The sequence below is a fragment of the Kitasatospora sp. GP30 genome (assembly GCF_029892145.1).
Lineage (GTDB): Bacteria > Actinomycetota > Actinomycetes > Streptomycetales > Streptomycetaceae > Kitasatospora > Kitasatospora acidiphila.
In genome coordinates this window covers 128,394-154,434 of the sequence record NZ_JARZAH010000007.1, presented here as the reverse complement: position 1 = coordinate 154,434, position 26,041 = coordinate 128,394, and the positions used below count along the sequence as shown (strand labels likewise).

At 73.3% G+C, this 26,041-nt stretch carries 19 protein-coding genes; 14 read left to right on the top strand and 5 right to left on the bottom strand.

Annotated elements, in window-relative coordinates; all coding sequences use genetic code 11:
- Positions 1-121 precede the first annotated feature (121 nt).
- Together P3T35_RS13975 and P3T35_RS13970 are read left to right on the top strand one after the other, a co-directional pair.
- Positions 122-1,591 (top strand): ATP-binding protein, encoded by a 1,470-nt coding sequence (locus P3T35_RS13975; RefSeq protein ID WP_280706111.1) that lies wholly within the window; start codon positions 122-124, stop codon positions 1,589-1,591.
- The gene (locus P3T35_RS13970) at positions 1,584-2,270 is read left to right on the top strand and encodes a response regulator transcription factor (protein WP_101381440.1); all 687 of its coding nucleotides are present in this window, start codon (positions 1,584-1,586) and stop codon (positions 2,268-2,270) included. The genes P3T35_RS13975 and P3T35_RS13970 overlap by 8 nt, the downstream gene beginning before the upstream one ends.
- 72 nt (positions 2,271-2,342) lie before the next feature.
- Here the strand turns inward: P3T35_RS13970 and P3T35_RS13965 are convergent, their stop codons facing one another.
- Entirely contained in the window at positions 2,343-3,686 is a 1,344-nt protein-coding gene (locus P3T35_RS13965) for an acyltransferase (RefSeq protein WP_101381441.1), read from the bottom strand.
- Between the two features lie 201 nt (positions 3,687-3,887).
- Between P3T35_RS13965 and P3T35_RS13960 the strand changes: the two genes are divergently transcribed.
- The 4 genes from P3T35_RS13960 (at position 3,888) to P3T35_RS13945 (ending at position 10,079) form a co-directional block, all read left to right on the top strand.
- On the top strand, positions 3,888-5,192 hold the full coding sequence (locus P3T35_RS13960; protein WP_101381442.1) for a glycosyltransferase family 87 protein: 1,305 nt from the start codon (positions 3,888-3,890) through the stop codon (positions 5,190-5,192).
- Positions 5,193-5,296: 104 nt separating this feature from the next.
- Positions 5,297-6,823, top strand: coding sequence for a glycosyltransferase family 39 protein (locus P3T35_RS13955; protein WP_101381443.1), 1,527 nt, complete (start codon positions 5,297-5,299; stop codon positions 6,821-6,823).
- Between the two features lie 93 nt (positions 6,824-6,916).
- Complete coding sequence (pcrA, locus tag P3T35_RS13950) at positions 6,917-9,514, top strand: DNA helicase PcrA (protein ID WP_280706109.1); 2,598 nt, start codon at positions 6,917-6,919, stop codon at positions 9,512-9,514.
- Between the two features lie 157 nt (positions 9,515-9,671).
- A complete protein-coding gene (locus P3T35_RS13945) occupies positions 9,672-10,079 on the top strand; it encodes a cobalamin B12-binding domain-containing protein (RefSeq protein WP_101381444.1) in 408 nt (135 codons plus the stop codon).
- An 18-nt stretch (positions 10,080-10,097) separates the two neighbouring features.
- Here P3T35_RS13945 and P3T35_RS13940 read toward each other — a convergent pair whose 3' ends face one another.
- The 3 genes from P3T35_RS13940 to P3T35_RS13930 are packed head-to-tail and all read right to left on the bottom strand — an operon-like array spanning position 10,098 to position 13,628.
- Positions 10,098-11,708 carry a DUF5691 domain-containing protein gene (locus P3T35_RS13940; protein ID WP_101381445.1) on the bottom strand — a complete coding sequence of 537 codons (1,611 nt, stop codon included), beginning with the start codon at positions 11,706-11,708 and terminating at the stop codon, positions 10,098-10,100.
- The gene (locus tag P3T35_RS13935) at positions 11,705-13,027 is read right to left on the bottom strand and encodes an SWIM zinc finger family protein (protein ID WP_101381446.1); all 1,323 of its coding nucleotides are present in this window, start codon (positions 13,025-13,027) and stop codon (positions 11,705-11,707) included. The genes P3T35_RS13940 and P3T35_RS13935 overlap by 4 nt, the downstream gene beginning before the upstream one ends.
- Before the next feature lie 34 nt (positions 13,028-13,061).
- Positions 13,062-13,628 carry a Uma2 family endonuclease gene (locus P3T35_RS13930; RefSeq protein WP_101381447.1) on the bottom strand — a complete coding sequence of 189 codons (567 nt, stop codon included), beginning with the start codon at positions 13,626-13,628 and terminating at the stop codon, positions 13,062-13,064.
- 203 nt (positions 13,629-13,831) lie between these two features.
- Between P3T35_RS13930 and P3T35_RS13925 the strand changes: the two genes are divergently transcribed.
- The 6 genes from P3T35_RS13925 to P3T35_RS13900 all read left to right on the top strand — a co-directional run bounded on the left by P3T35_RS13925 (position 13,832) and on the right by P3T35_RS13900 (position 22,552).
- Positions 13,832-14,932 carry an AAA family ATPase gene (locus P3T35_RS13925; RefSeq protein WP_101381448.1) on the top strand — a complete coding sequence of 367 codons (1,101 nt, stop codon included), beginning with the start codon at positions 13,832-13,834 and terminating at the stop codon, positions 14,930-14,932.
- Positions 14,933-15,130: 198 nt separating this feature from the next.
- Positions 15,131-17,500 (top strand): DUF5682 family protein, encoded by a 2,370-nt coding sequence (locus P3T35_RS13920; RefSeq protein ID WP_180356537.1) that lies wholly within the window; start codon positions 15,131-15,133, stop codon positions 17,498-17,500.
- Positions 17,501-17,523: 23 nt separating this feature from the next.
- Positions 17,524-18,681: a VWA domain-containing protein gene (locus P3T35_RS13915; RefSeq protein ID WP_280706102.1), complete on the top strand. Its 1,158-nt coding sequence runs from the start codon at positions 17,524-17,526 to the stop codon at positions 18,679-18,681.
- A gap of 229 nt (positions 18,682-18,910) precedes the next feature.
- Positions 18,911-20,086, top strand: a complete 1,176-nt coding sequence (gene sucC, locus P3T35_RS13910) for an ADP-forming succinate--CoA ligase subunit beta (protein WP_101381450.1) — start codon at positions 18,911-18,913, stop codon at positions 20,084-20,086.
- Between the two features lie 17 nt (positions 20,087-20,103).
- Positions 20,104-20,997, top strand: a complete 894-nt coding sequence (sucD, locus tag P3T35_RS13905; protein ID WP_101381451.1) for a succinate--CoA ligase subunit alpha — start codon at positions 20,104-20,106, stop codon at positions 20,995-20,997.
- Positions 20,998-21,157: 160 nt separating this feature from the next.
- Positions 21,158-22,552, top strand: a complete 1,395-nt coding sequence (locus tag P3T35_RS13900) for a DUF6350 family protein (protein WP_101381452.1) — start codon at positions 21,158-21,160, stop codon at positions 22,550-22,552.
- A gap of 28 nt (positions 22,553-22,580) precedes the next feature.
- On the opposite strand, the gene P3T35_RS13895 is transcribed toward P3T35_RS13900, so the two are convergent.
- Positions 22,581-23,294, bottom strand: a complete 714-nt coding sequence (locus tag P3T35_RS13895) for a hypothetical protein (RefSeq protein WP_101381453.1) — start codon at positions 23,292-23,294, stop codon at positions 22,581-22,583.
- A gap of 461 nt (positions 23,295-23,755) precedes the next feature.
- Here P3T35_RS13895 and purN point away from each other — a divergent pair, with 461 nt between their 5' ends.
- The gene (gene purN / locus P3T35_RS13890; RefSeq protein ID WP_280706097.1) at positions 23,756-24,415 is read left to right on the top strand and encodes a phosphoribosylglycinamide formyltransferase; all 660 of its coding nucleotides are present in this window, start codon (positions 23,756-23,758) and stop codon (positions 24,413-24,415) included.
- Positions 24,412-25,995 (top strand): bifunctional phosphoribosylaminoimidazolecarboxamide formyltransferase/IMP cyclohydrolase, encoded by a 1,584-nt coding sequence (gene purH / locus P3T35_RS13885; RefSeq protein ID WP_101381455.1) that lies wholly within the window; start codon positions 24,412-24,414, stop codon positions 25,993-25,995. Before purN ends, purH begins: the two co-directional genes overlap by 4 nt.
- Positions 25,996-26,041: the final 46 nt, after the last annotated feature.

The following is a 26,041-nucleotide window of genomic DNA, read 5'->3' as shown; positions in this document are numbered from 1 at the left end:
CAGAGCGTGGCAGCCGGAGGGTTCGCCGACCGGTGCGGCAGCGGGTCGTCCGATCATCTTTCAGCACCTAGGGGGACGACCCTGATGCATTCGGAGCTGTACTCGTGTGACCATCTCTCCCGTGGCAAGCCCAGCACCAGAACCCGCCGACTCCGCCCCGACCGCAGACGCTCCCCCGTCGCCCGCCGACGGGCCGGAGGGGCCCAGGACCGGGCCGGGCCGCCCGCCGTACCGCAAGCTCTACCGCAGCCCGCACTCGCGGATGCTGGGCGGTGTGGCGCACGGCCTCGCGGTGCACCTCGGACTGCCGGTCACCTGGGTGCGGGCCGCCTTCGTGCTGCTCTTCTTCGCCAACGGGATCGGGGTGCTGCTCTACGCGGCGTTCTGGTTCGTGGTGCCGATCGGGATCGGCGAGCCGGCCCTGGGCGCCGCCGCCGGCTGGGTGTGGGCCAACGGGCAGTTCGTGCCGGCCGGCGCCTCCGGGGTGACCCCCGACCCGCTGCGCAAGGCCGGGCGCGGCCGCGTCGGCCGGCTGCGCGACCTGCTGCAGGGCACCTTCCAGGGCGAGCCGGTGATCGCCGAGCAGGCCGTGCCGGGCGAGCCGTCCACCGCCGCCAGCCGCCGCAACGCCGGCCAGCTGGCCGCCCTGCTGATGCTGGTGATCGGCGTGATGTGGCTGCTCAACGCGCTGCATCTGCAGTCCTCCCAGCCCTACGCCTGGCCGCTGCTGGCGATCGGCGTCGGTGTCGCACTGGTCTGGCGGCAGGCCGACGACTCCCGCTGGGCGCGCTGGTTCGGGCTGGCCGGTGCCCGGCGGCGCAGTGCGGTGGCCCGGGTCGGCGCCGGTGTGCTGCTGGTGGCGGCCGGGATCATCGGGTTCCTGGTGGTGGAGGGCACTGGCAACGGGGTGGGCGCGGTACTGGAGGCCTCGATCGCGGTGCTGGCCGGGGTGCTGGTGCTCACCGGCCCGTACGCGCTGCGGCTGTGGCAGGACCTCGGGGCCGAGCGCACCGCCCGGATCCGGGCCCAGGAGCGGGCCGAGATCGCCGCGCACATCCACGACTCGGTGCTGCACACCCTGACGCTGATTCAGCGGCGCTCCGAGGACCCGAAGGAGGTGCAGCGGCTGGCCCGGGCCCAGGAGCGCGAGCTGCGGCTGTGGCTCTACCGTCCGGAGGCCGCCGCCGAGGCCGCTCCCGATACCCTGGCGGAACGGATCCGCGAGGTGGTCGCCGAGGTCGAGGACCGGCACGGGGTGCCGATCGAGCTGGTCTGCGTCGGCGACTGCCCGATGGACGAGCGGATAGCCGCGCAGATGCAGGCCGCGCGTGAGGCCATGGTCAATGCCGCCAAGTACGGTGGCGGGGGACCGGTGCAGGTCTACGCCGAGGTGGAGGGGAGGACGGTGCTGGTGTTCGTTCGCGACCACGGCCCCGGATTCGACCCGGACACCGTGCCGGAGGACCGGATGGGCGTACGGGAGTCGATCATCGGCCGGATGAAGCGCAACGGCGGTACCGCCCGGGTGCGGCCCGCGCCGGACGGCGGCACCGAGGTCGAGCTGGAGATGGAGAGAGCTGCTGATGACTGACGCTGTGGCCGGCACGCCGGGCAGGACCGCGCGGGTGGTGCTGGTGGACGACCACCGGATGTTCCGCACCGGGGTGCGGGCCGAGATCGGGCGCACCGAGAGCACCGGGATCGACGTGGTGGGCGAGGCCGACGACGTCGAGTCGGCGGTCCGGGTGGTCGCCGAGACCCGCCCGGACGTGGTGCTGCTCGACGTCCACCTGCCCGGTGGCGGCGGGGTCGAGGTGCTGCGCCGCTCGGCCGGGGTGATGGGCGAGCCGGGCGGTGTGAAGTTCCTGGCACTGTCGGTCTCGGACGCGGCCGAGGACGTGATCGGGGTGATCCGCGGCGGTGCCCGCGGCTACGTCACCAAGACCATCACCGGCACCGACCTGGTCGACGCGATCTTCCGGATCGCCGACGGCGACGCGGTCTTCTCGCCCCGGCTGGCCGGTTTCGTCCTGGACGCGTTCGCCGCCACCGACACCCCGCCGGTGGACGAGGACCTGGACCGGCTGACCCAGCGCGAGCGCGAGGTGCTGCGGCTGATCGCCCGCGGCTACGCGTACAAGGAGATCGCCAAGCAGCTGTTCATCTCGGTGAAGACGGTGGAGAGCCACGTCTCCGCGGTGCTGCGCAAGCTCCAGCTGAGCAACCGCCATGAGCTGACCCGGTGGGCGACGGCGCGCCGCCTGGTCTGAGCCCTGGAGAACGCGCGATGGGCCGCCATCCCACCGAGGGGATGGCGGCCCATCGTGTCTGCTGCCGGTCGGTCAGGCCTCGGCGGGCGCCGGCGCGCTCTCCTGCCGGGCCGCCGCGCGGCGGTCGAGGGCCTTGCTGACCTTCTTGCCCAGCTTCTGCCCCGGCATCTCGATCAGCTTGTAGGTCAGGTGACTGATGATCAGGACCATCGCGATGAAGAAGGCGGGCAGCAGCCAGCGGCCGGCGCCGGTGGTCGGGAAGTGCACCACCTTGTCCTTGAACCACCAGGTGCCCCAGAGGATCGGGATGTGCACCACGTAGACCGAGTAGCTGATCGCGCCGAGCCAGGTCAGCGCCCGCGGCCAGCGCCGGTTGCGCAGCAGCATGCCGATGCCGAAGACCGCCCAGGCCGCCGCGTAGGCGAGCGAGAAGCCCTCCCAGCTGCCCGTCCAGGTCCGGTCGAGCGCCTTGCCGTGGTTGTACATGTAGCCGGCCAGGAAGCCCGCCGTAAGGACGAAGGCGCAGCAGATGACGGCCAGCAGACGGTTGATCTGCTGCTTCTCGGCCCGGAAGATCGCGGTGCCCGCGAACATCGTGGCCAGGATCGTCATGCTCTCGTAGAACGTGGAGCGGGCGTTGAAGAAGAGCAGCACGGTGCCCAGGCCGCCGAGCACCAGCGCGCCGAGGCGGACCAGCTCGGGGCGGCCGGCCAGCACCAGCACCAGGCCGGTGGCCATGATCAGGACGGTGGCGATGATCAGGTGGTGGGTCGCCGACGGTGCCACCCAGGGCTCCTTCGGCGTGATCATCTGGGGCGTCCACCAGGCGCCGAGCAGCACCGCGGCGCCCGCGAAGAAGACCGATATCGGCGCGCTGTTCCGGTGCCAGCCCTTCACGAACAGGGCGCTGACCAGGAAGTAGAAGACCATCTCGTAGCAGAGGGTCCACATCGCGCCCAGCGCGCTGGCGATGTTGGTCATCTCGTGAAGCAGCGTCAGGTTCGCCAGGTAGGCCCAGAACGGGCGGTCGGTGACCTGGCTCGGAACCGCCGAGTAGCCCTTGGGCAGCAGCACCAGCGACAGCGTGACAGCGATGATCAGCAGCGGGTAGATCCGGAAGAGCCGGCCGATCCAGAACCCGCGGACGTCCCCGCGGCGCTCCAGCGAGGCCGGCACGATGTAGCCGCTGACCAGGAAGAACAGCATGACCGCGAAGATGCCGAGGTCGAAGTTCTTCTCGAAGTTCTCACCCCACGAAAACCACTTCAGTAGGCCGAAGTGGTGGATCGCGACCAGTAGCGCGGCGACCCCCCGCAGGCCGTCGAGCCAGCCGAGGCGGGCCGCGGGCCGAGCTGCCCGGCCGGACGTCGAGTCGCCTTTGGCGAGCTCAGCAGGTTGGTTTTCAGTCACGGTCACACGGGGAGGCTAGCGCACCCGTATACGCTCCAACACCGCCCAGATGCCGGTCACGGCGACTGCCCAGGTAGGGCGGCACACCGTGTGTTCAGTTTGTGTGCACAGTCGTCCGACTGCTAAACATGTGTGTTGCACGGTGCGGGAAGGCTCAGGCGGGGACGCGTACTCGTGCCTCCGCGACACTCGCGATGACGGAGCATCATGTCGGACATCACTGGGAGCGCTGGGGCCCGGGCGGCCGCGCGCGACGTGTCCGGCGCCAGCAGCATACCGCCACCTCCGCCGTTCTCCCTCAAGCAGCCGGGGACCTGGTCGCCGAGGGTGCTGTCGCAGCTCGGCTACTGGGCCTGTTCGCGGTTCGTCACAGTGATGACACTGTTCTCCTCGACGGACGCCGCCAACAGTGAGCCGCACCTCTTCTACCAGCCCTGGGCCGAGATCCTGCGCACCGGAAGCTTCCCGACGGGCGACCCGACCTGGCAGTACCCGCCGGGTGCGGCCGGCGTCTTCCTCGCGCCCTACCTGGTGCCGGGCGGCCTCGACTACGTGCGGGCCTTCCTGGTGGTCGTCCTGATCTCCGACCTCGTGGTGATGTGCGCGCTGCTGCGGCACGGCACCCGTCCCGGCCGTTCGCTGGCGGGCTCCGCGATCTGGCTGCTGGGCCTGCCGCTGATGCTGACGCAGCCGTACGTGCACTTCGACATGCTGGTCACGATCTTCGCGGTGCTCGGTCTGCTGTGCCTGGAGCGGCGCTCCTGGCTGGGCGGCGGCTTCGCGGCGATCGGTGCCACGATCAAGCTCTGGCCGGCGTTCGCCGTGCTCGGCGCCTCGCGGGGCCGCGGCCTGCGGCAGGCGGTGATCGGCTTCGTCGCCTCGGCGATCGCGCTGACCGGGATCGTCGCCGCCCTGTTCAAGGCGCCGTTCGGCTTCCTGCACGGGCAGGGCGGCCGCGGCATCGAGATCGAGTCGCTGCCGGGCAGCATCATCCTGCTGGCCCAGAAGTACGGCTACCACCAGGGTGAGATCAAGTACCGCTACGGCTCGATGGAGATCATCACACCGAGTTCGGAGACCCTGTCCAAGATCATGCTGGGGCTCAGCGTGCTGGGCCTCTGCCTGCTGCTGGCCTGGCGGCTGCTGGCGGCCAAGCGGTTCACCGACTCGACCCCGGCCGACGCCGCGATAGCCGCACTGCTGGTGTTCGTGGTCACGAGCCGGGTGATCAGCCCGCAGTACTGCATCTGGTTGATCGGGGTCGCCGCGGTCTGCCTGAGCTACCGGTCCACCACCCAGCGCTGGGTGGTGGCCCTGGTGACGGCCGCGACGGCGCTGACCACCGTCGAGTACCCGCTGTTCTGGAAGCAGCTCCTCTGGGGCGACACCGGACTCCGTACCCTGCTGGTGGCCCGGAACGGACTGCTGCTGATCGCCGCGGTGGTCTCCTGCGTCCAGCTCTGGCGCTCCACGGTCTCCACCGGCCGTCGAGGGCGGCACTACGCGCACTAGGCTCTCGATTTACCGTGCCTGCTCGTCGGCGAACACATCCGGGCTGAGCACGCCACTGCCCTCAGTCCGATCGATCAAACGCAACCGCCGGAGGTTGGCTCACAATGAGCGTCAGCGCGACCAGTAGCTCCGCCACGTCAAGCGGAGCGGCCGTCGAGGGCGACACGCATGCGAGAGCGGCGAATCGGTTCGGCACCATGCTGGTGCGGGCCGGATCGCTGGTCTGGCTCTGGCCGGCCCTGCTGACCCTGGGCCTCGGTCTGTACAAGGCCGACACGCCGTTGCTGTGGGCCGACGAACTGGCGACCTGGAACGCCGCCAACCGGTCGCCGCACCAGCTGTACGACATGCTGCAGCACGTCGACGCGGTCACCGGCCTCTACTACTACCTGATCCACTACTGGACGGCGGCGTTCGGGCACTCGCTGCTGGTCATCCGGATCCCCACGGTGCTGGCGATGGCCGGGGCGGCCGCCTTCGTGGCGCTGACCGGCCGCAAGCTGTTCGGCGCCAGGACCGGCCTGGTCGCCGGTGTGCTGTTCGCGCTGATCCCCTCGGTCTCGCGCTACGCGCAGGAGGTCCGCGGCTACGCCTTCGTGGTGTTCTTCGCCGCGGCGGCGACCTACCTGCTGATGCGTGCGCTGGAGCGGCCCACCACCTGGCCCTGGGTGCTCTACACGGTGGCCCTGCTCGGTGCCGGCAGCTTCCACATGATCGCGCTGGTCTTCCTGGCACCGCACGCCTTGATCACCGCCTGGCGCTGGTGGACCACCCGTGACAAGCGGCTGCTGATCGGCTTCCCGGCCGCCGTGCTGGCCGGACTCCTGCCGCTGGTGCCGCTGGTCCTGGAGGGCCAGAAGCAGGTGGGGCGCCAGCTCAACTGGCTCGCCAAGCCCAGCCTGGAGGACGTCCCGACCGTGTTCTGGCACGGGCTCTACGGCTCCCAGGCGGTCAGCCTGGGCATGCTCGCGCTGGCGGTGCTCCCGCTGGCCTGGACGCGCGGCCGGCGCCACGCGGTGGAGCTCGGCCTCGTCGCGGTGCTGCCGATCGCGCTGCTCTGGATCATCTCGCAGGGCCAGACCTCGTACTTCATCGACCGCTACATGCTCTTCACCCTGCCCGCCTGGGCGGTGCTGGCCGGCGCCGGCCTGACCGCGCTGCGTCCCAGGGCGCTGACGGCCGGCGGCCTGATCCTGGTGCTGCTGCTCGGGAGCCACGAGCAGCTGGCCCTGCGCCAGAAGTTCTCCCACACCGAATGGGACGGGGCCGCCGCCGCGGCGGTCATCGCCAAGGGCTACCAGCCGGGTGACGGCCTGGTGCCGCTGCGCAACGGGAACGCCATCCTCTCGGGGGTGGTCTCCGCGGTGGACTTCTACCTGCCGCAGCAGGACAAGCTGAAGGACGTCTTCGTCGCCACGAGCGCGATCGACCGCGGCGACCTGTACCCGCAGATGTGCACCGACCTGGCCGCCTGCCTCGGGGACACCAAGCGGGTCTGGGTGGTGACGATCGGCTGGTGGGACCCGTTCAACGGCTTCTCACCCGAGGAGAAGAAGGTGCTCACCTCGGCCTTCCCCAAGAGGACGGTGACCCAGGTGCCGAACGCCGTGGTCACCCTGCTGGAGCGCTGACCGCAGGTCAACCCCCGTTTCACCGCCGTCGGCCCGGGCCGGATCGTCGAACCGGCCTGGGTTGTCGGCGGCGGGCCATAGACTCGAAGAGCCATGACTAGTCTCTTTGACGACCTCCCGCTGCCCGGCTTCGAGCCCTTCGAGGCCAAGCCCGCCGATGCGACGACGCCCATGGACTTCGCCGAGGAGCCGCCGCCCGAGGCGGACTACGGGTACGACGGGGGCGGCTACGAGGAAGAGATCCCCGCTGATCTCTTCCACACCGACTACGCCGCCCAGGCGGAGCGCGACGCCTACCACCGCAACGGGGCGCACCGCACCGTGGTCGACCCGGTGCAGCTGCTGGCGGGGATGAACGACCCGCAGCGCGAGGCAGTGCTGCACGCGGGCTCCCCGCTGCTCATCGTGGCCGGCGCCGGCTCCGGCAAGACCCGGGTGCTCACCCACCGGATCGCCTACCTGCTCGCCGCCCGCGGCGCGCACCCGGGGGAGATCCTGGCGATCACCTTCACCAACAAGGCGGCCGGCGAGATGCGCGAGCGCGTCGAGCAGCTGGTCGGTCCGCGGGCCCGCTCGATGTGGGTGGCCACCTTCCACAGCGCCTGCGTGCGGATCCTGCGCCGGGAGAGCAAGCGGCTGGGTTTCACCTCCAGCTTCTCGATCTACGACTCGGCCGATTCGCAGCGGCTGATGTCCCTGGTCTGCCGGGACCTCGACCTCGACCCCAAGCAGTTCCCGCCGAAGTCGTTCAGCGCCAAGGTCTCCAACCTCAAGAACGAGCTGATCGACCACGAGAGCTACGCGGCCCAGGCGGCCAACCCGATGGAGCGCAAGCTCGCCGAGGCGTACGCGCTCTACCAGGCCCGGCTGCGCGAGGCCAACGCGCTGGACTTCGACGACATCATCATGACCACGGTCAACCTGCTGCAGGCCTTCCCGGACGCGGCGGAGCACTACCGGCGGCGGTTCCGGCACATCCTGGTCGACGAGTACCAGGACACCAACCACGCCCAGTACATGCTGATCCGCGAGCTGACCGGCGGCGCCGTCGGCAGCGCGCCCAAGCGCACTGTGGACGGTGAGTTCGTCAACCCGGCGCAGGCCGGGCTGTCGGAGCTGCCGCCCGCCGAGCTGTGCGTGGTGGGTGACGCCGACCAGTCGATCTACGCCTTCCGCGGCGCCACCATCCGCAACATCCTCCAGTTCGAGGTGGACTACCCGGACGCCGTCACCATCCTGCTGGAGCAGAACTACCGCTCCACCCAGACCATCCTGTCGGCCGCCAACGCGGTGATCGAGCGCAACGCCAACCGCCGCGAGAAGAAGCTCTGGACGGCCGGCGACCACGGCGAGAAGGTGGTCGGCTACGTCGCCGACGACGAGCACGGCGAGGCCCAGTTCATCGCCGACGAGATCGACCGGCTCACCGACGCGGGCGACGCCCGGCCCGGCGATGTGGCGATCTTCTACCGGACCAACGCGCAGTCCCGGGTCTTCGAGGAGGTGTTCATCCGGGTCGGCCTGCCCTACAAGGTGGTCGGCGGGGTGCGCTTCTACGAGCGCAAGGAGGTCCGCGACGTGCTGGCCTACCTGCGAGTGCTGGCCAACCCGGAGGACACCGTGCCGCTGCGCCGGATCCTCAACGTGCCCAAGCGCGGCATCGGCGACCGGGCCGAGGCGATGATCGAGGCGCTGTCCGCGCGGGAGCGGATCTCCTTCGCCCAGGCGCTGCTGCGGGTCGACGAGGCCTACGGGATGGCCGCCCGCTCCGCCAACGCGGTGAAGAAGTTCAACGCGCTGCTGGCCTCGTTGCGCCAGGTGGTGGACTCCGGCGCCGGACCGGCCGCGATCCTGGAGGCCGTGTTCGAGGAGACCGGCTACCTGGCCGAGCTGCAGGCCTCCACCGATCCGCAGGACGAGACCCGGATCGAGAACCTCCAGGAGCTGGCCTCGGTCGCGCTCGAATACGAGCAGGACCCGGGCGAGCGGCCGGATGCCGGCGAGGAGGGCGCACCGCCGGTCGGCTCGCTGGCCGACTTCCTGGAGCGGGTGGCGCTGGTCGCCGACTCCGATCAGATCCCGGACGACGAGGAGGGGCAGGGCGTCATCACCATGATGACCCTGCACACCGCCAAGGGCCTGGAGTTCCCGGTGGTCTTCCTCACCGGTATGGAGGACGGGATCTTCCCGCACATGCGGGCGCTCAGCCAGGTCAAGGAGCTGGAGGAGGAGCGGCGACTGGCCTACGTCGGCCTGACCCGGGCCCGCAACCGGCTCTACCTGACCCGCTCGGTGCTGCGCAGCGCCTGGGGCCAGCCCGCCTACAACCCGGCCTCCCGGTTCCTGGAGGAGATCCCGACCGACCTGGTGGAGTGGAAGCGCACCGGCGCGGCCGCCACGCCGCCCACCCGCAGCCTCTCCATGGGCGGCTCGCGCAGCGGCTCGAGCGGCTCCGGCGGCCTGAGCAGCACGGCCGGGCCGAAGGCCGGCTGGGGCCGGTCGGCGCGCACGGTGACAGAGCGCGAGGTGGTCGGCCTGGCCGTCGGCGACCGGGTCAGCCACGACAAGTTCGGCCTCGGTACGGTCGCCGAGGTGGCCGGCAGCGGCGACAAGGCCAAGGCCACCATCGACTTCGGCACGGCGGGCCGCAAGGTGCTGCTGCTGCGCTACGCACCGGTGGAGAAGCTCTGAGCCGTCGGACCTGACGACGCGCCATCACGGCCCGGGACCCGTTCGAGGGTCCCGGGCTGTGATTTTTTCATCACTTTGGCCCGGGACCGGTGGACCTGGTGGCGTGGGCGCTAACCTCCCCTCAGGTCGGTTATTGCTGGTTAACGTGGAGGCAGTGATGGGTGTGTCTGGCCCGATCCGGGTCGTGGTCGCCAAGCCGGGGCTCGACGGCCACGACCGTGGCGCCAAGGTGATCGCTCGCGCGCTGCGCGACGCCGGCATGGAGGTGATCTACACCGGCCTGCACCAGACGCCCGAGCAGGTGGTGGACACCGCGATCCAGGAGGACGCGGACGGCATCGGCCTGTCCATCCTCTCCGGCGCCCACATGACGCTCTGCGCCCGGGTGATCGAGCTGCTCAAGGAGCGCGACGCGGCCGACATCAAGGTGTTCTGCGGCGGGATCATCCCCGAGGCCGACATCGCCGAGCTGAAGGCCATGGGCGTGGCGGACATCTTCACCCCCGGTACGCCCACCAGTGCCGTGGTGGCCTGGGTCGAGGCCAACCTGCGTCAGGCGAGCTGAGCCACCCTGGGCCCGGCGTCACCCCGGTGCCGCCGGGCCGGCCAGCTCCGCGAGCATCGCGGCCCGGAACCGCAAGGTCCGGGCCAGCCGGTCGAAGGTCTCGGCCCAGGCGGTGTCGGGAGCGGCGTCGGCCGCCAGCGCGGCCACGGCCGGCGCGGTCGCGGGCGCCAGCGAGCGCTCGGTCAGGCCGAGCACCCCGCTGTGGCTCCACGGGTAGGCGCCGGAGGCCGCGGCCCGCTCCAGGGCCGCCACCACCGCGGTGGACAGCGGCGGCGTCCACGGGGTGGCACAGGCTCCGAGCAGCTGGAAGGCGTCCCCCAGCCCGTGGCTGCGCAGGAACGCGGCGGTCCAGCCGGCCCGTTCGGCGGGTGGCAGCACCGCGAGCAGCCGCGAAGGCCCACCCGGCCGAAGACTGGGGGAGGGCGCGCCCGCACCGCGAACCGGGCGGTCGGCCCGGGGCGGCGGGCCGAGCAGCACCCGGGCCCAGCCGGTGTCGCGCTGGCGCACCGCGGCCCGGGCCCAGGCCTCGTGGAGCTCCTCGCGCCACAGCGTGCCGCCGTCCGCGGCATCGGCCGCCGGCAGCGCCAGCAGCTGAGTCGGCGTCAAGTCGAAGGTCTCGGTCCAGGTGTCGAGCGGGGTCGCGGCCAGCACCTCGCCCAGCCGCCAGGCCTGCTCGCCGCGCCCGGTCGGGGAGTCGGACGCCACGCCGTCGCGCCGCATCGCCGCCGTGACCTCGCCCGGCGGGGTGACCAGCAGCCGGCTGCCGTCCGGCGCCAACTCGACGGCGGCCAGGGCCCGTTGTGCCATCCGACGGCCCAGCGCGGAGGCCGGCAGGCCGGCCAGCAGCTCGGCGGCGGTGGCCCGGACGTTCTTGCTGCGATCGTCCAACGCGGCCTCCAGGAACGGCTCGTCGGCCAGGCTCAGGCCCTCCTGCAGCGCGTCCAGGAAGAGCAGCCGGTCCTCGGCCCGCTCCCGGGCCCAACTGCCGGTCAGCAGCGCCAGCGCCGCGGCCGGATCGCGACGGCGCAGCCTGGTCAGATGGGTGACCCGCTCGGCGAACAGGCCGTCCTGCCAGATCCGGTCGGCATCGGTGGGCGACTCGGCGGCGGTGGTGCGCAGCACGAACCGCCACTGCGGGTTCCGCTCGGCCAGCCAGCGGCCCAGCGGCCCGGCCAGCGCCACCGCGTCCGCCCGTACTTCGTTGCGGGCCCGCGCCGCCTCCAGCAGCCCCGGCACCAGCGCGGCGGGCGGCCGGTAGCCGCGGCTGCGGGCCTCGGCCAGCCACTGCGGCAGCAGCTCGGCGAGGTTGGCGGGACCGGCGCTGCGGCCGGCCAGCAGCACGGTGAGCCGGCGGGCGGCGGCATCGGGCAACTCCGGGCGCGGGTCCGGGGCGGCGGGCCCGGGCAGCTCGGCCGGCGCGGGCAGCGGCAGCAGCCCGGCCCGGCGGCGCACGGTGGCCAGCGCCGCCTGCTCCAGCAGGGCGGTGGCCTGGTCCGGGCCGGCCAGCTCGGCGGTCGCCGCGCGGTACGCGGGCGGGCCGGCGGGGGGTGGCAGGGGGCGGCGGTCGGTGCCGAGCAGGGCGGCGCCGAGCAGGGCGGACCAGTGGTCGGCGGCGGTGTCGCCGGTCATACGGGTGCTCCCGTCGCCGTCGTGAGGCTGGCCGGCCGGCCGGCGTCGTCCCACCCCGTGATCGGACGGAACCCCTGGTGGCCGCACTCGCCGAAGACGGTGACCGGGTGCCCGCCGGAGACCGCCGCGAGCAGCCAGCGGGCGGCCTCCGGGGTGTCCGGGTGCAGCGGCAGGGCGTGCTGACCGTCCGTCAGCAGCCAGCCTTGGGGGCCGGGCGCCGGCACCGCCTCCGACAGCACCACCGGCCAGGCGGCCTGCCAAGGATCGGCGGCGACCGCCTCGCCGTAGTCGGCGGCGGCATCGGCGAGGCGGCAGCCGGGCGGCGGGTCGAGCGGGCCGGGCTCGGGCGTCCCGTAGGAGGCGCCGAGCACCGCGCGCAGCGGGGCGGCGGCCGGGTAGTAGGCCAACTCGGCCTCCAGCACCCGGCCGACGGGCAGCGCCAGCTCGGGCAGCCGGCCGGGCGGGGCGTAGGAGAGCAGCAGCGCGGGATGGCCGGTCTTGGTGCCGCGCAGCCAGATCCGGCGCTGCGTCAGCCGCTCCTCGGACAGGTCCTGACTGCCGAGCACCAGCCAGCGGTCGCGGACCGTCCGGCCGGCCAGCAGCTCGGCGGAGTCGGTGGTGAAGCCGACCCGGGTGCGCACCGTGGCGGCCAGCGGCTCGGGCAGCTCGTCGACCCGCTGGTAGGCGGCGGCCAGCAGGTCCAGCAGGGCGATGCCGGCCAGCTGCTGGTCCCCCGTCAACCCGGCCAGCTCGCGGGCACCGGCGGCCAGGCCGGGGGCCTGCGCGTCGACCATCCGGGCGGCCACCTCGCCCCACTCGCCCGCGGTGCCCGGGTCGGCCAGGCCGCGCCGGATCCGGTCGGCGAGCCGCAGCCGCAGCTCCTGGGCGCCGGCCGCCACCCGGGCGGCCCGCCGCTCGGCACGGCGCGCGGCGGCGACCGGGTCGGCGGGGGTGGCGCTCTGCACGGGGCTCTGCACGGGGCTCTGCACGCGCTCGGCCAGCCGGCAGGCCGCCCAGCCGGGCGGCTCGGCGCCGCCGGGCACCGCCTCGGGGCTCGCGCTCCACAGCAGCAGCAGGCCCAGCACGTGCTGGCAGGGGCGCTGCCGCCCGGGGCACCCGCACTGCCAGTCGAACCCGGCCGGCTCGACCACCACCCGGTACGGGCTGCTCCCGCCGCCCCGGCACAGCCCCCAGACCGCCCCCCGCCCGGCGCCCGCCCCGACCCAGGGCCCCGGCTCGGCCAGCCGCTCGGCGGCCCGCAGCACGGCGGCGTCGGACGCGAGCGAGCGGACCTGCTCGGTGCTCCAACGTTCGTCCATGAGGGGAACGTTAGGGCCGGGGACTGACAGCGGATCAGCGCGGCGGCGTGGGCGGATAGACCTTGAAGGCGGAGGTGTCGAGGGGGAAGGCGAAGGGCTCGGGCAGCTCGATGGGCTCGCCGAACCGGCCGTGCTGGACGGTCCGGTAGTCGCCGCCGCGGGCGCCGGAGTGCAGCTCCCAGATTCCGTCGTCGGGATCGATGACCACGTAGAGGGGGATGCCGCTGATGGCGTACCAGAGGCGCTTCTTGGCGTAGTCGCCGTCGCGGTCGGTGGAGACGATCTCGACGGTGATGGCGACCCGCTCGGCGGGGAACGGGCTGAGGTTGTCGGCGCCCAACTCGTGGGTGGTGACGGCGATGTCCGGCTTCGGCTCGAACGAGGCCTCAGGGGAGACCAGCGCCTGCTCGACCATCCCGTACCAGTCGTGTTGAAGGAACTGGGAGCCGACGTTGAGTCGGATGAAGTTGTGGAACGGGGCAGCGGACGGGAGCATCACGATCTTTCCGTCGATGAGCTCGACGCGGTAGGCGTCCAGCTCGGGGATCGATTCGAGCAGGCGTACCAGATCGTGTGCGTTGGTGGTCACCATGGCGGTCATCTCCGCGCCTCCTCTAGCCCGACTTCATGGTAGAGGCGGGCCGCTTCTGGGCCGTCGATTGTCAGTCCCTGCGTGCAGAGTGGTTCTCGCAGGCCGGTCGCGGCGACCGCGTCACCGGCTGCCACCTGCGGTGATGCTCCCTGCCACCCACCGACCCCGGGCACCCGTGCCTGCCGTGTCGGGCGACGAGAAGGAGCCCTCGAATGAGTGATGAGAAGACCAGCGCACCGGTCCTGAGAGCCCATGCGGAGGAGGCGTTCGCCGGGGAGTTGGCGGCGCTGGCCGCGCGGGACGATCGGCCGCGGCCGCCGGGGTGGCGGCTCTCGCCGTGGGCGGTGGCCGACTACCTGCTGGGCGCCCGGCTGCCGGACGGCACCGTGGTGACGCCGAAGTACGTGGGGCCGCGGCGGATCGTCGAGGTGGCGGTGAGCACGCTGGCCACCGATCGGGCGCTGCTGCTGCTCGGGGTGCCGGGGACGGCCAAGACCTGGGTGTCCGAGCATCTGGCCGCCGCGATCAGCGGCGATTCCACGCTGCTGGTCCAGGGCACCGCCGGTACCGCCGAGGAGGCCGTGCGGTACGGCTGGAACTACGCCCAGTTGCTGGCGAACGGTCCGAGCCGGGCCGCGCTGGTGCCCTCGCCGGTGCTCCGCGCGATGGCCGACGGCAAGATCGCCAGGGTCGAGGAGCTGACCCGGATGCCGGCCGACGTACAGGACAGCCTGATCACCGTGCTGTCGGAAAAGACGTTGCCGATACCGGAGTTGAGCGGCGAGACTCAGGCTGTCCGCGGGTTCAACCTGATCGCCACCGCCAACGATCGCGACCGCGGCGTGCAAGAAATCTCCAGTGCGCTGCGCCGCCGTTTCAACACGGTGGTCCTGCCGCTGCCGGCGACGCTCGACGACGAGGTCGAGATCGTCAGCCGGCGGGTAGGGCAGCTCGGCCGCGCCCTGGAGCTGCCCGAGCTGCCGGGCGGTGCGCAGGAGATCCGACGGGTGGTGACGGTCTTCCGCGAGCTGCGCGACGGCCTGACCATCGACGGCCGGACCAAGGTCCGGACCCCGACCGGCACCCTCTCCACCGCCGAGGCGATCTCGGTGGTCACCAACGGACTCGCGCTCGCCGCGCACTTCGGTGACGGCGTACTGCGCCCGGCCGATGTGGCAACCGGGGTGCTGGGTGCGGTGGTTCGCGACCGGACGACCGACCAGGCGGTGTGGCGCGAGTACCTGGAGGGGGTGCTCCGCGACCGGGACGGCTGGCAGGACTTCTACCGGGCGGCCCGCGAAATGTCCGGCTGAGCGGTCTGCGAACCGTTCGGCTGAACGGCGCGGACAACGGGTGGATGAACGGGTGGATGAACGGCCGCTGAGTGGGGCGATCAATGGCCGATCGTTCGGTCGATCAACGCCGAGGAGATCGGCTCAACGGCCGGGGAGACCGGCACAACGGCCGAGGCATCGACCGAGCAATGAAAACAGGGGGAAAGGAACACGAAGATGACTGGCGAGGTGACCCTGCTCGGAGTGCGCCACCACGGGCCCGGCTCGGCCCGCGCGGTGGCGGCGGCGCTGACCGCCCTGCGGCCGGACGCGGTGCTGGTGGAAGGGCCCCCGGAGGCCGATCCGATCATCGCCCTGGCGGGGCGGGAGGAGATGGTGCCGCCGGTCGCGCTGCTGGCGCACGCGGTGGACGAACCGGCGCGTGCGGCGTTCTGGCCGTTCGCCGCGTTCTCACCGGAGTGGGTGGCGATCCGGCACGCGCTGGACACCGGCGTCCCGGTGCGGTTCATCGACCTGCCGGCCGCCACCGGCTTCGCACTGGACCAGGCCGATATGACGTCAAGTCACGGTGACGGCAGGGTGGTTGATCCGATCGTCCGACTGGCCGCCGCGGCCGGCCGGGCCGATTCGGAGGCCTGGTGGGAGGACGTGGTCGAGCACCAGGTCCCGGGGGAGGACCCGCTCGCCCCGTTCCACGCGGTGGCCGAGGCGATGACCGCCCTGCGGTTCGACGATCCGGTGGGGACCCCGGGTTCGCCCGGGGTCGCCCCCGCCGGGCGGCGCGAGCAGCTGCGCGAGGCGTTCATGCGCCAGCAGCTGCGCGCCGCCCGCCGGGCGGGCCACCGGCGGATCGCGGTGGTCTGCGGCGCCTGGCACGTTCCGGCGCTCTCCAAGGCCGGCGACCCGGGCAGTGCGACCGCCGACCGGGCGCTGCTGGCCGGCCTGCCGAAGAAGGCGCGGACCGAGATCACCTGGGTGCCGTGGACCCATCGCCGCCTGGCCCAGCACACCGGCTACGGCGCCGGCATCGAGTCGCCGGGCTGGTACCAGCACCTGTTCGAGAGCGCCGGGAGCCGGCCGGAGCGCGCCCTGGCCGGCTGGCTGGCCCGCGCCGCCGAGCTGCTGCGGGCCGCCGACCACCCGGTCTCCCCGGCGCAGGTGATCGAGGCGGTCCGGCTCGCCGAGACCCTGGCCGCCCTGCGCGGCCGGCCCGTCGCCGGGCTGGCCGAGACCACGGAGGCGGTGCGCGCGGTGCTCTGCGACGGTTCCGAGGTGGCGCTGGCCCTGGTGCACGACCGGCTGGTGGTGGGCGAGGCGCTCGGCACGGTGCCCGCCGACACCCCGACCGTGCCGCTGCAGCGCGACCTCACCCGGCTGCAGCGCTCGCTGCGGCTGCGACCGGAGCCCGAGGAGCGCGAACTCGTCCTGGACCTGCGCAAGGAGCTGGACGCCGGCCGCTCCCGGCTGCTGCACCGGCTCCGGCTGCTCGGCCTGGGCTGGGGCACCGAGACCACCGGTCAGGGACGGTCCACCGGCACCTTCCGGGAGAGCTGGCGGCTGCGCTGGGACCCGGAGTTCGCGGTCCGGGTGGTGGAGGCCGCCGCCTGGGGCACCACCGTGGCCGCGGCCGCCGCCGCCAAGGTGACCGAGCAGGCCGCGCGGGCCGAGCGGCTCGCCGACCTCACCCGGCTGGCCGAGCAGTGCCTGGTCGCCGCGCTGCCCGAGGCCCTGCCCGCCGTGCTGCGCGCGCTCGCCGACCGCGCCGCCCTGGACACCGACACCGCACACCTCGCCGACGCCCTGCCCGCCCTGGTCCGCGCGCTGCGCTACGGCGACGTCCGCGGCACCGACGCCCGCGCCCTGGACGGTGTGGCCAGGAGTCTGGCCGACCGGATCCGCGTCGGCCTGGCCCCCGCCTGCATCGGACTGGACGCCGAGGGCGCCACCGCCATGCGGCAGCGGATCGACGCCGTGCACACCGCCGTCGGGCTGCTCGCCGGACCCGCCGACCGGTCCGTGGCGGACCGCTGGGCCGCCGCGCTGGCCGGGCTGAGCCGGCGCGAGCCGACCGCCGGGCCCGCCACCGGCGTGCCCGGCCTGCTCCGCGGCCGCGCGGTGCGGCTGCTGCTGGACGACGGGCGACTGGACTCGGCGGCGGCCGGCCAGCGGCTGCGCCTCGCGCTGTCCCGGGCCGGCGCCCCGAGCGATGCCGCGGGCTGGGTGGAGGGCTTCCTGGCCGGCGGCGGCGCCCTGCTGCTGCACGATCCGCGGCTGCTCGCGCTGCTGGACGACTGGCTGGCCGAGGTGCCCGAGGACGCGTTCATCGAGCTGCTCCCGCTGCTGCGGCGCACCTTCGCCGGCCTGGAGACGGGTGTGCGGCGCGCCGTCGGGGCCAGGGTCGCCGCCGGTCCGCTCGGCGACGCAGCCCCGGCCCCGGCCGCCCCGCCGGTGGACGAGCGGCGTGCCGCCGCCGGCATGGCCACCGTGCTCCGGCTGCTGCGGCCCCGACCCGGTACCCCGGGCGGGCCGACCCCGCCGCCCGTCCGCCCATGGATCCCCCGGCAGAGCGACCGCCGCGCCGCCTGACCCGCCACCCACAGGAGCAGCACGTGACCATCCCCGACGACGAGCAGCGGCTGCGCCGCTGGCGGCTGGTGCTCGGCGCGGACGCGGAGAGCACGGGATGGACGCCGACCGGCCGGGACGCCGCCATCGACCGTGCCCTGGCCGCCCTCTACCGCGCGCAGCCGCCGTCCGCCGGCGAGCCCGGGGGCCGCCGCACCGCCGGCCTGGGCGGCAGCGCTCCGCAGGTGGCCCGCTGGCTGGGCGACATCCGCAGCTACTTCCCGGCCGGCGTGGTGCGGCTGCTGCAGCAGGACGCGATCACCCGGCTCGGCCTGGACCGGCTGCTGCTGGAGCCGGAGATGCTGGCCGCCGTCGAGCCGGACGTCCGGCTGGTCGCCACCCTGCTGGCGCTGAAGCAGGCGCTGCCCGAGACCACCCGCCACAGCGCCCGCCGGGTGGTGGCCGCGGTGGTGGCCGAGCTGGAGCGGCGGCTGGCCGACCGGACCAGGGCGGTGCTGACCGGCGCGCTGGACCGCAGCGCCCGCAGCAGCCGCCCGCGCCCGCGCGACATCGACTGGAACCGCACCGTTCGGGCGAACCTGAAGCACTACCTGCCCGAGCGGCGCACGGTGGTGCCCGAGCGCTTGGTCGGCTACGCCCGAGCCCGCCGGGCCGCCGGCAAGGAGGTGGTGCTCTGCGTCGACCAGTCCGGTTCGATGGCCCCCTCGGTGGTGCACGCGGCGGTGTTCGGCGCGGTGCTGGCCTCGATGCCGGCACTGGCCACGCGGCTGGTGGTGTTCGACACCTCGGTGGTCGACCTGACCGAGCACCTGGACGACCCGGTCGACCTGCTGTTCGCCACCCGGCTCGGCGGCGGCACCGACATCGACCGCGCGCTGGCGTACTGCCAGTCCAGGATCACCCGCCCGGCGGACACCGTGCTGGTGTTGATCAGCGACCTCTACGAGGGCGGTGCCCCGGACGGGATGCTGCGCCGGGTGGCCGCGCTGACCGCGGCGGGCGTGCGGGTGCTGGTGCTGCTCGCGCTCTCCGACGAGGGCGCCCCGGCCCATGACCACGGGCAGGCCGCCGCGCTGGCCGCACTCGGGGTGCGGGCCTTCGCCTGCACCCCGGACGCGTTTCCCGAGGTGATGGCCGCCGCCCTGGAAGGCCGCGCGCTCGCCGAGGGACACTCGTTGTGACGGTTCTCACCATGGACGGAACCATCCCGGGTGAAGGAGTCCCGCCCCACGGGGATAACCTGCCAGACGGACGTGACGCGCGTGTTGATTGACGTGTGCGCCCGTGGCTGTGTGGGCCGCAAGGCCGTATCTCTGCGTACCCGCATTGCCCCGACGACCCGCAGCGAAGATCCTGCCGTGGCACGCTCGTAGAGACACAATCCGCGACCACGAACAAGGACGAACACACGTGGACCTGTTCGAGTACCAGGCGAGGGACCTCTTCGCCAAGCACGGCGTGCCCGTGCTGGACGGCGAGGTCATCGAGAAGGCCGAGGACGCTGCCGCGATCGCCGAGCGCTTCGGCGGCCGCGCCGTCGTCAAGGCTCAGGTGAAGGTCGGTGGCCGTGGCAAGGCCGGTGGCGTCAAGCTCGCCGCCGACCCGGCCGACGCCGTCGCCAAGGCCGGGGCGATCCTCGGTATGGACATCAAGGGCCACACCGTCCACAAGGTGATGCTGGCCCAGACCGCGGACATCAAGGAGGAGTACTACGTCTCCTTCCTGCTGGACCGCGCCAACCGCACCTTCCTGGCGATGGCCAGCAAGGAGGGCGGCGTCGAGATCGAGGTCGTCGCGGAGGAGAACCCCGAGGCGCTCGCCAAGATCGCCGTCGACGCCAACGAGGGCTGCACCGAGGCCAAGGCCCGCGAGATCGTGGCGGCCGCCAAGTTCCCGGCCGAGATCGCGGACCAGGTCGTCAACGTCCTGCAGAAGCTGTGGACCGTCTTCATCAAGGAGGACGCCACCCTCGTCGAGGTCAACCCGCTGGTCAAGACCGGTGACGGCACGATCATCGCGCTCGACGGCAAGGTCTCGCTGGACGAGAACGCCGACTTCCGCCAGCCGGAGCACGAGGCGCTGGTCGACCACGCCGCGGCCAACCCGCTGGAGGCCGCCGCCAAGGCCAAGGGCCTCAACTACGTCAAGCTGGACGGCGAGGTCGGCATCATCGGCAACGGCGCCGGTCTCGTGATGAGCACCCTGGACGTCGTCGCCTACGCCGGTGAGAACCACGGTGGCGTCAAGCCGGCCAACTTCCTCGACATCGGTGGCGGCGCCTCCGCCGAGGTGATGGCCAACGGCCTGGAGATCATCCTGGGCGACGCCGACGTCAAGTCGGTCTTCGTCAACGTCTTCGGTGGCATCACCGCCTGTGACGCGGTCGCCAACGGCATCGTGCAGGCCCTGGAGCTCCTGGAGAGCAAGGGCGAGGCCGTCACCAAGCCGCTGGTCGTCCGCCTGGACGGCAACAACGCGGAGCTGGGTCGCAAGATCCTGACCGACCGCAACCACCCGCTGGTGCAGCAGGTGGACACCATGGACGGCGCCGCCGACCGCGCCGCCGAGCTGGCCAACGCGAAGTAAGGAAGGGTACTTACACCATGGCTATCTTCCTTACCGAGGACAGCAAGGTCATCGTCCAGGGCATGACCGGCTCCGAGGGCATGAAGCACACCCGCCGCATGCTCGCCTCCGGCACCAAGATCGTGGGTGGCGTCAACCCGCGCAAGGCCGGCACCACCGTTGACGTGGACGGCACCGAGGTGCCGGTGTTCGGCACCGTCGCCGAGGCCATCGAGAAGACCGGTGCCGACGTCACCGTCATCTTCGTGCCGCCGGCGTTCACCAAGAGCGCCGTGGTCGAGGCGATCGACGCCGAGATCCCGCTCGCCGTGGTGATCACCGAGGGCGTCCCGGTGCACGACTCGGCCTCGTTCTGGGCCTACGCCGGTGAGAAGGGCAACAAGACCCAGATCATCGGCCCGAACTGCCCCGGCCTGATCTCCCCGGAGAAGTCGAACGCGGGCATCATCCCGGCCGACATCACCAAGTCGGGCCCGATCGGCCTGGTCTCCAAGTCCGGCACGCTGACCTACCAGCTGATGTACGAGCTGCGTGACCTGGGCTTCTCGTCCGCCGTCGGCATCGGTGGCGACCCGGTCATCGGCACCACCCACATCGACGCGCTGCGCGCGTTCGAGGCCGACCCCGAGACCAAGCTGATCGTGATGATCGGTGAGATCGGCGGCGACGCCGAGGAGCGGGCCGCGGCCTTCATCAAGGCGAACGTGACCAAGCCGGTCGTCGGCTACGTCGCGGGCTTCACCGCCCCCGAGGGCAAGACCATGGGCCACGCCGGCGCCATCGTCTCCGGCTCCTCGGGCACCGCGGCCGCCAAGAAGGAGGCCCTGGAGGCCGCGGGCGTGGCGGTCGGCAAGACCCCGTCCGAGACCGCGCGCCTGGCGCGTGAGCTCTACGGCAAGCTCGCCGGCTGACGTCACCAGCTGACGCACCACCAGTGCGCCCCGGACCGGATCACCGGTCCGGGGCGCACTGCTGTCCGGGGCCGGACGGATCCTTGACGGATCATCGGACCAACCGGGACACGACGGCCGGTGCACGGGCTGCCACGGGTGCCGGGTGGACCATGACGGCATGACGCAGCTACTGACGGAACGTCGGCTACGTGCCCGGCCGGGCGGCGGGCCGGCCGCGGCCGGAGCCACGGCGGCGCTGCTCGGACTCGCCGCCACCGGCGTTCCGGTGCTGTGCTGCTGGCTGCTCTCGGCTCCGCCGCAGGACGGCGTCCTGGACGCGGCGCGGCTGGCCGGCGCGGTCTGGCTGCTCGCCCACGGTGGGCCGCTGCTCCGGGAACCGGGCGGCGCACCGCTCTCGATCACCCCGCTGGCGCTCACCGCGGCCTGCGTGCTGCTGATCGCCCGGGCCGGTGCGCGGGCCGCCGCCCAGGCGCCGCCCGGCCGCATCCCGGCCGCCTGCGGTGCGCTCTGCGCCGGCTACCTGGCGGTCGCGCTGCCGGTCGCGCTCGGCTGCCGCGGCGCCGGGGCGCTGCGTGCCCAGCCGCTGCCCGATCTGCTGGCCGCCGCCGCGCTCGTCTGGTCGGCGGCCTGCCTGGGCGCCCGCGGCGGGCCCGCCTGGTGGCGGGCGGTCCGGTCGCGGCTGGTGGGCTGGCTGGGGCGCCGGCCGCTGGCACCTCGGCCGGCGGCGGTCCAGCAGGAGTCGGAGGGGTCGGAGGAGGCCGAGGAGGCTGAGGAGCCGCCGCAGCGGTTGCCGGCCTGGCTGCGGCGGTGCTGCCGCCCGCTGCCGGCGGGGGTGGTGCTGCCGACGGTCGGCGCCGGGCTGCTGGTGCTGCTGGCCGGCGGTGTGCTGCTGCTGGCCGTCGCCGCCGCGCTGCGCCCGGTCGCCATCGAGGTGGTGGTGCGCGAGGTGGCCGCGGGCAGCCTCGCGGGGCAGCTGGAACTGCTGCTCTGCTGCCTGCTGGTGCTGCCCAACGCGGCGCTCTGGGCGGTCGGCTACGCGCTCGGCCCGGGCTTCTGGCTGGGCGGCGACAGCCTGGTGGCCGCCGGCCGCGCACACCTCGGCGCGGTGCCCGACTTCCCGCTGCTGGTGCTGGCCCCGGAGGCCGGCTCCGCCTGGCAGCACCTGGCCCAGGTGGTGCCGGTGCTGGCCGCCCTGACGGTGGCGGCGCTGCTGGGGCGGGCGGCCGCGGCAGCCGGGACGGCGCCGGCGGACGGCGCCGGCGTCACTGACGTGGACGCGGACGGGCCGTGGACGAACGCCGCGACGGCCCGCACCGCGGCGGCGGTCGCGCTGCTGCTGGCCGCGGCGGTGACGGTGACCGGCTGGCTGGCCGGCGGCGCGCTGGGCGCCGGGCGGATGGCGCGGCTCGGCCCGGCCGCCGCCTGCGGCCCGGCCGCCGCCGCGTGGTGCCTGCTGCTCGCCGTCCCGGGGGCGCTGGCGGTGCGCTGGTGGTCGCTGCGCCGGGCCAGCGCGGGGGAGGCGGACGGTGAGTGGGCGACGGCGGGGCGGTGACCGGATGCCGCGCCCGACTGGCGCCGGGTCAGTTCTGCTGGTTGGTCGCGGTCACCAGCCAGGCCGGGGCCAGGTTGTCGCAGCTCTGCGAGGCCTGCACGGTGAGCGCGTCGTTCACGCAGGTGTAGTAGGGCTGGTAGGCCAGCTGCAGCAGGAAGGAGCCCAGCACCAGGGCCACCGCCACACCGCCGGTGAGCAGGCCGCCGAGGGCGGCGGGCACCTGCGGGCGGCTGCGCTGGGCGTAGGGCCAGCCGGCCGGGGGAGTGGCGGGCGGGTTGCCCGGCTCGGTGGCGGCCGGCGCCTTGGTGCCCGCCCGGAGCGCGCTGACGCCCCAGTAGAGCGCCAGTGCCCCGAACAGCAGGGCCAGCTCCTGCAGGCCGTAGAGGCCGCTGAACAGCGCCGCCATGCCGCTGGTCAGCGCGTAACGGGCGCGCCGGTGCACCGGGTCGGTCGGGTCGAACTTCGGCTGCGGCGGCCCCTGCGGCGGGGTCGGCCAGCCGGGACCGCCGCCGCCCTGCCAGTTGGGGCTCCACGGGTGCGGCGGCGGCACCGGCGGGCGGCCCTGCCCGGTGCCGGGCTCGCCGCCCGGCTGCTCCCCGCCGGCCTCGCCGTCACCGTCGGCCCGACCGCCCGCGGCGTTGCCCGCCTGCTGCGGGAGACGCGGCTGCCACGGCTGCTCCGGGGCATCCTGGGGCGGCGGCGCGAAGGGGTTGCGCTCGTCGCTGCTGTTGCCGCTGCTCATGTCGGTCCGAGTCCTCATCGTCGGGGGGCGTCACCGCCCGTCTGGTGGCCCCCGCGCGCGGGCGCCGCGACCCATGATCCCGCAGCCGTCGACACACGTGCGGTCGGCCTGCCGTTGGCCGGGGTCGGGCCCGGGCGCCGGGGCGCTCGGAGCGGTAGAACGAGCCGGGCGGGATCCGCCCCCGGCCTTCGGCCGGGGAGACCCCCAGTGGAGCTGCTGCCGTCTACGCGCGTCAAGCAAATCCCAGGTACAGCCCGCGTTCAACCAGCCGTTATCGTGGTGACGGTCAGCAGCTCACCCAGGTTCCCGGGACTCGCAGCGCAGCGTCCGTACCCGGCAGCCTCCCCCCAGCCTTGGGCCGGGGGACCCCCAACGACCGCCGACTCTCGCCTGTCCGTAGTGGCCCCACCACCGGGTGGATGTACCAGCGGACGGCACCCGACATACGGAGACCCGCGCCCGTGGCCGCCGCATCCTCGCTCGTCTTTCCGCCCCCGTCCGGCCGTCCGGCCCGGCTGGTCGTCCTGGTGTCCGGGTCGGGGACCAATCTGCAGGCCCTGATCGAGGCCGTGGCCGATCCGGCGTACGGCGCCGAGATCGTGGCGGTGGGCGCCGACCGGGAGTCGATCGCCGGCCTGGAGCGCGCCGAGCGGGCGGGCATCCCCACCTTCGTCCACCGGGTCAAGGACTTCACGGACCGGGCCGACTGGGACGCCGCGCTGACCGCCTCCGTCGCCGAGCGGCAGCCGGACCTGGTGGTCACGGCCGGCTTCATGAAGCTCCTCGGGCCGCGGTTCATCGGCGCCTTCGGCGGCCGGATCGTCAACACCCACCCCGCCCTGCTGCCCGCCTTCCCCGGCGCCCACGGCGTCACCGACGCCCTCGCCTACGGGGTCAAGGTCACCGGCTGCACCGTCCACCTGGTCGACGCCGGCGTGGACACCGGGCCGATCATCGCGCAGGGCGTCGTCGAGGTGCTCGATGCCGACCACGCCGATGGCGGCGAAGCGCTGCACGAGCGCATCAAGACCGTCGAGCGCCAGTTGCTCGTCGACGTCGTGGGCCGCCTGGCCCGCGAAGGTCACCGCATCGAAGACCGAAAGGTACGGATCCCGGCATGAGCGCCGCTCCCAACGCCACCCCTCCCGTCTCCGAGAACGTCCGCCCGATCCGTCGCGCCCTGATCAGCGTGTACGACAAGACCGGGCTGGAGGAGCTGGCCCAGGGCCTGCACGCCGCCGGGGTGGCGATCGTCTCCACCGGCTCCACGGCCGGCCGGATCGCCGCCGCCGGGGTGCCGGTGACCGAGGTCTCCGAGCTGACCGGGTTCCCGGAGTGCCTGGACGGCCGGGTCAAGACCCTGCACCCGCGGGTGCACGCCGGGATCCTCGCCGACCTGCGCCTGGAGTCGCACCGCGCGCAGCTGGCCGAGCTCGGCGTCGAGGCGTTCGACCTGGTGGCGGTGAACCTCTACCCGTTCACCGCCACCGTGGCCTCCGGCGCCACCCCGGACGAGTGCGTGGAGCAGATCGACATCGGCGGCCCGTCGATGGTCCGCGCCGCCGCCAAGAACCACCCGTCGGTGGCCGTGGTGGTCGACCCGGCCCGCTACTCGGACGTGCTGAAGGCGGTCAACGAGGGCGGCTTCGACCTGCTGACCCGCAAGCGCCTGGCGGCCGCCGCCTTCGCCCACACCGCCGCCTACGACGTCGCGGTGGCCCAGTGGTTCGAGACCTCCGGCTACACCGAGTCGGAAGAGGCGTTCCCGGCCTTCCTCGGCGCCACCTGGGAGCGCGGCAACGTGCTGCGCTACGGCGAGAACCCGCACCAGCAGGCCGCGCTCTACCTGGACGGCACCGGTGGCCTGGCCGGCGCCGAGCAGCTGCACGGCAAGGAGATGTCCTACAACAACTACATGGACACCGACGCCGCCCGCCGGGCCGCGTACGACCACGCCGAGCCGGCCGTCGCCATCATCAAGCACGCCAACCCGTGCGGCATCGCCACCGGCCAGGACGTCGTCGAGGCGCACCGCAAGGCGCACGAGTGCGACCCGGTGTCGGCCTACGGCGGTGTGATCGCGGTCAACCGCCCGGTCACCGCCGCGCTGGCCGAGCAGATCGCCCCGATCTTCACCGAGGTGCTGGTCGCCCCCGACTACGAGGACGGCGCCCTCGAGGTGCTGACCAAGAAGAAGAACCTGCGCATCCTGCGCGCCCCCCAGGCGCCCTGCGAGCGGCTGGAGGCCCGCCGGATCAGCGGCGGTCTGCTGCTGCAGCAGGTCGACCGGGTGGACGCCCCCGGTGACGACCCGTCGACCTGGACGCTGGCCACCGGCGAGGCGCTGAGCGAGGCCGAGCTGGCCGAGCTGGCGTTCGCCTGGCGGGCCTGCCGGTCCGTCAAGTCCAACGCGATCCTGCTGGCCAAGGACGGCGCCTCGGTGGGCGTCGGCATGGGCCAGGTCAACCGGGTGGACTCCTGCAAGCTCGCGGTGGAGCGGGCCGGGGAGCGGGCCGCCGGGGCGTACGCGGCGTCGGACGCCTTCTTCCCGTTCCCGGACGGCCCGGAGGTCCTGATCGCCGCCGGCGTCAAGGCCATCGTGCAGCCGGGCGGTTCGATCCGTGACGAGCTGGTGGTCGAGGCGGCCAAGGCGGCCGGCGTGACCATGTACTTCACCGGGACCCGGCACTTCTTCCACTGACCGCCAGCAGAGCTGACGAAGGGCCGTGGGATCACCGGATCCCACG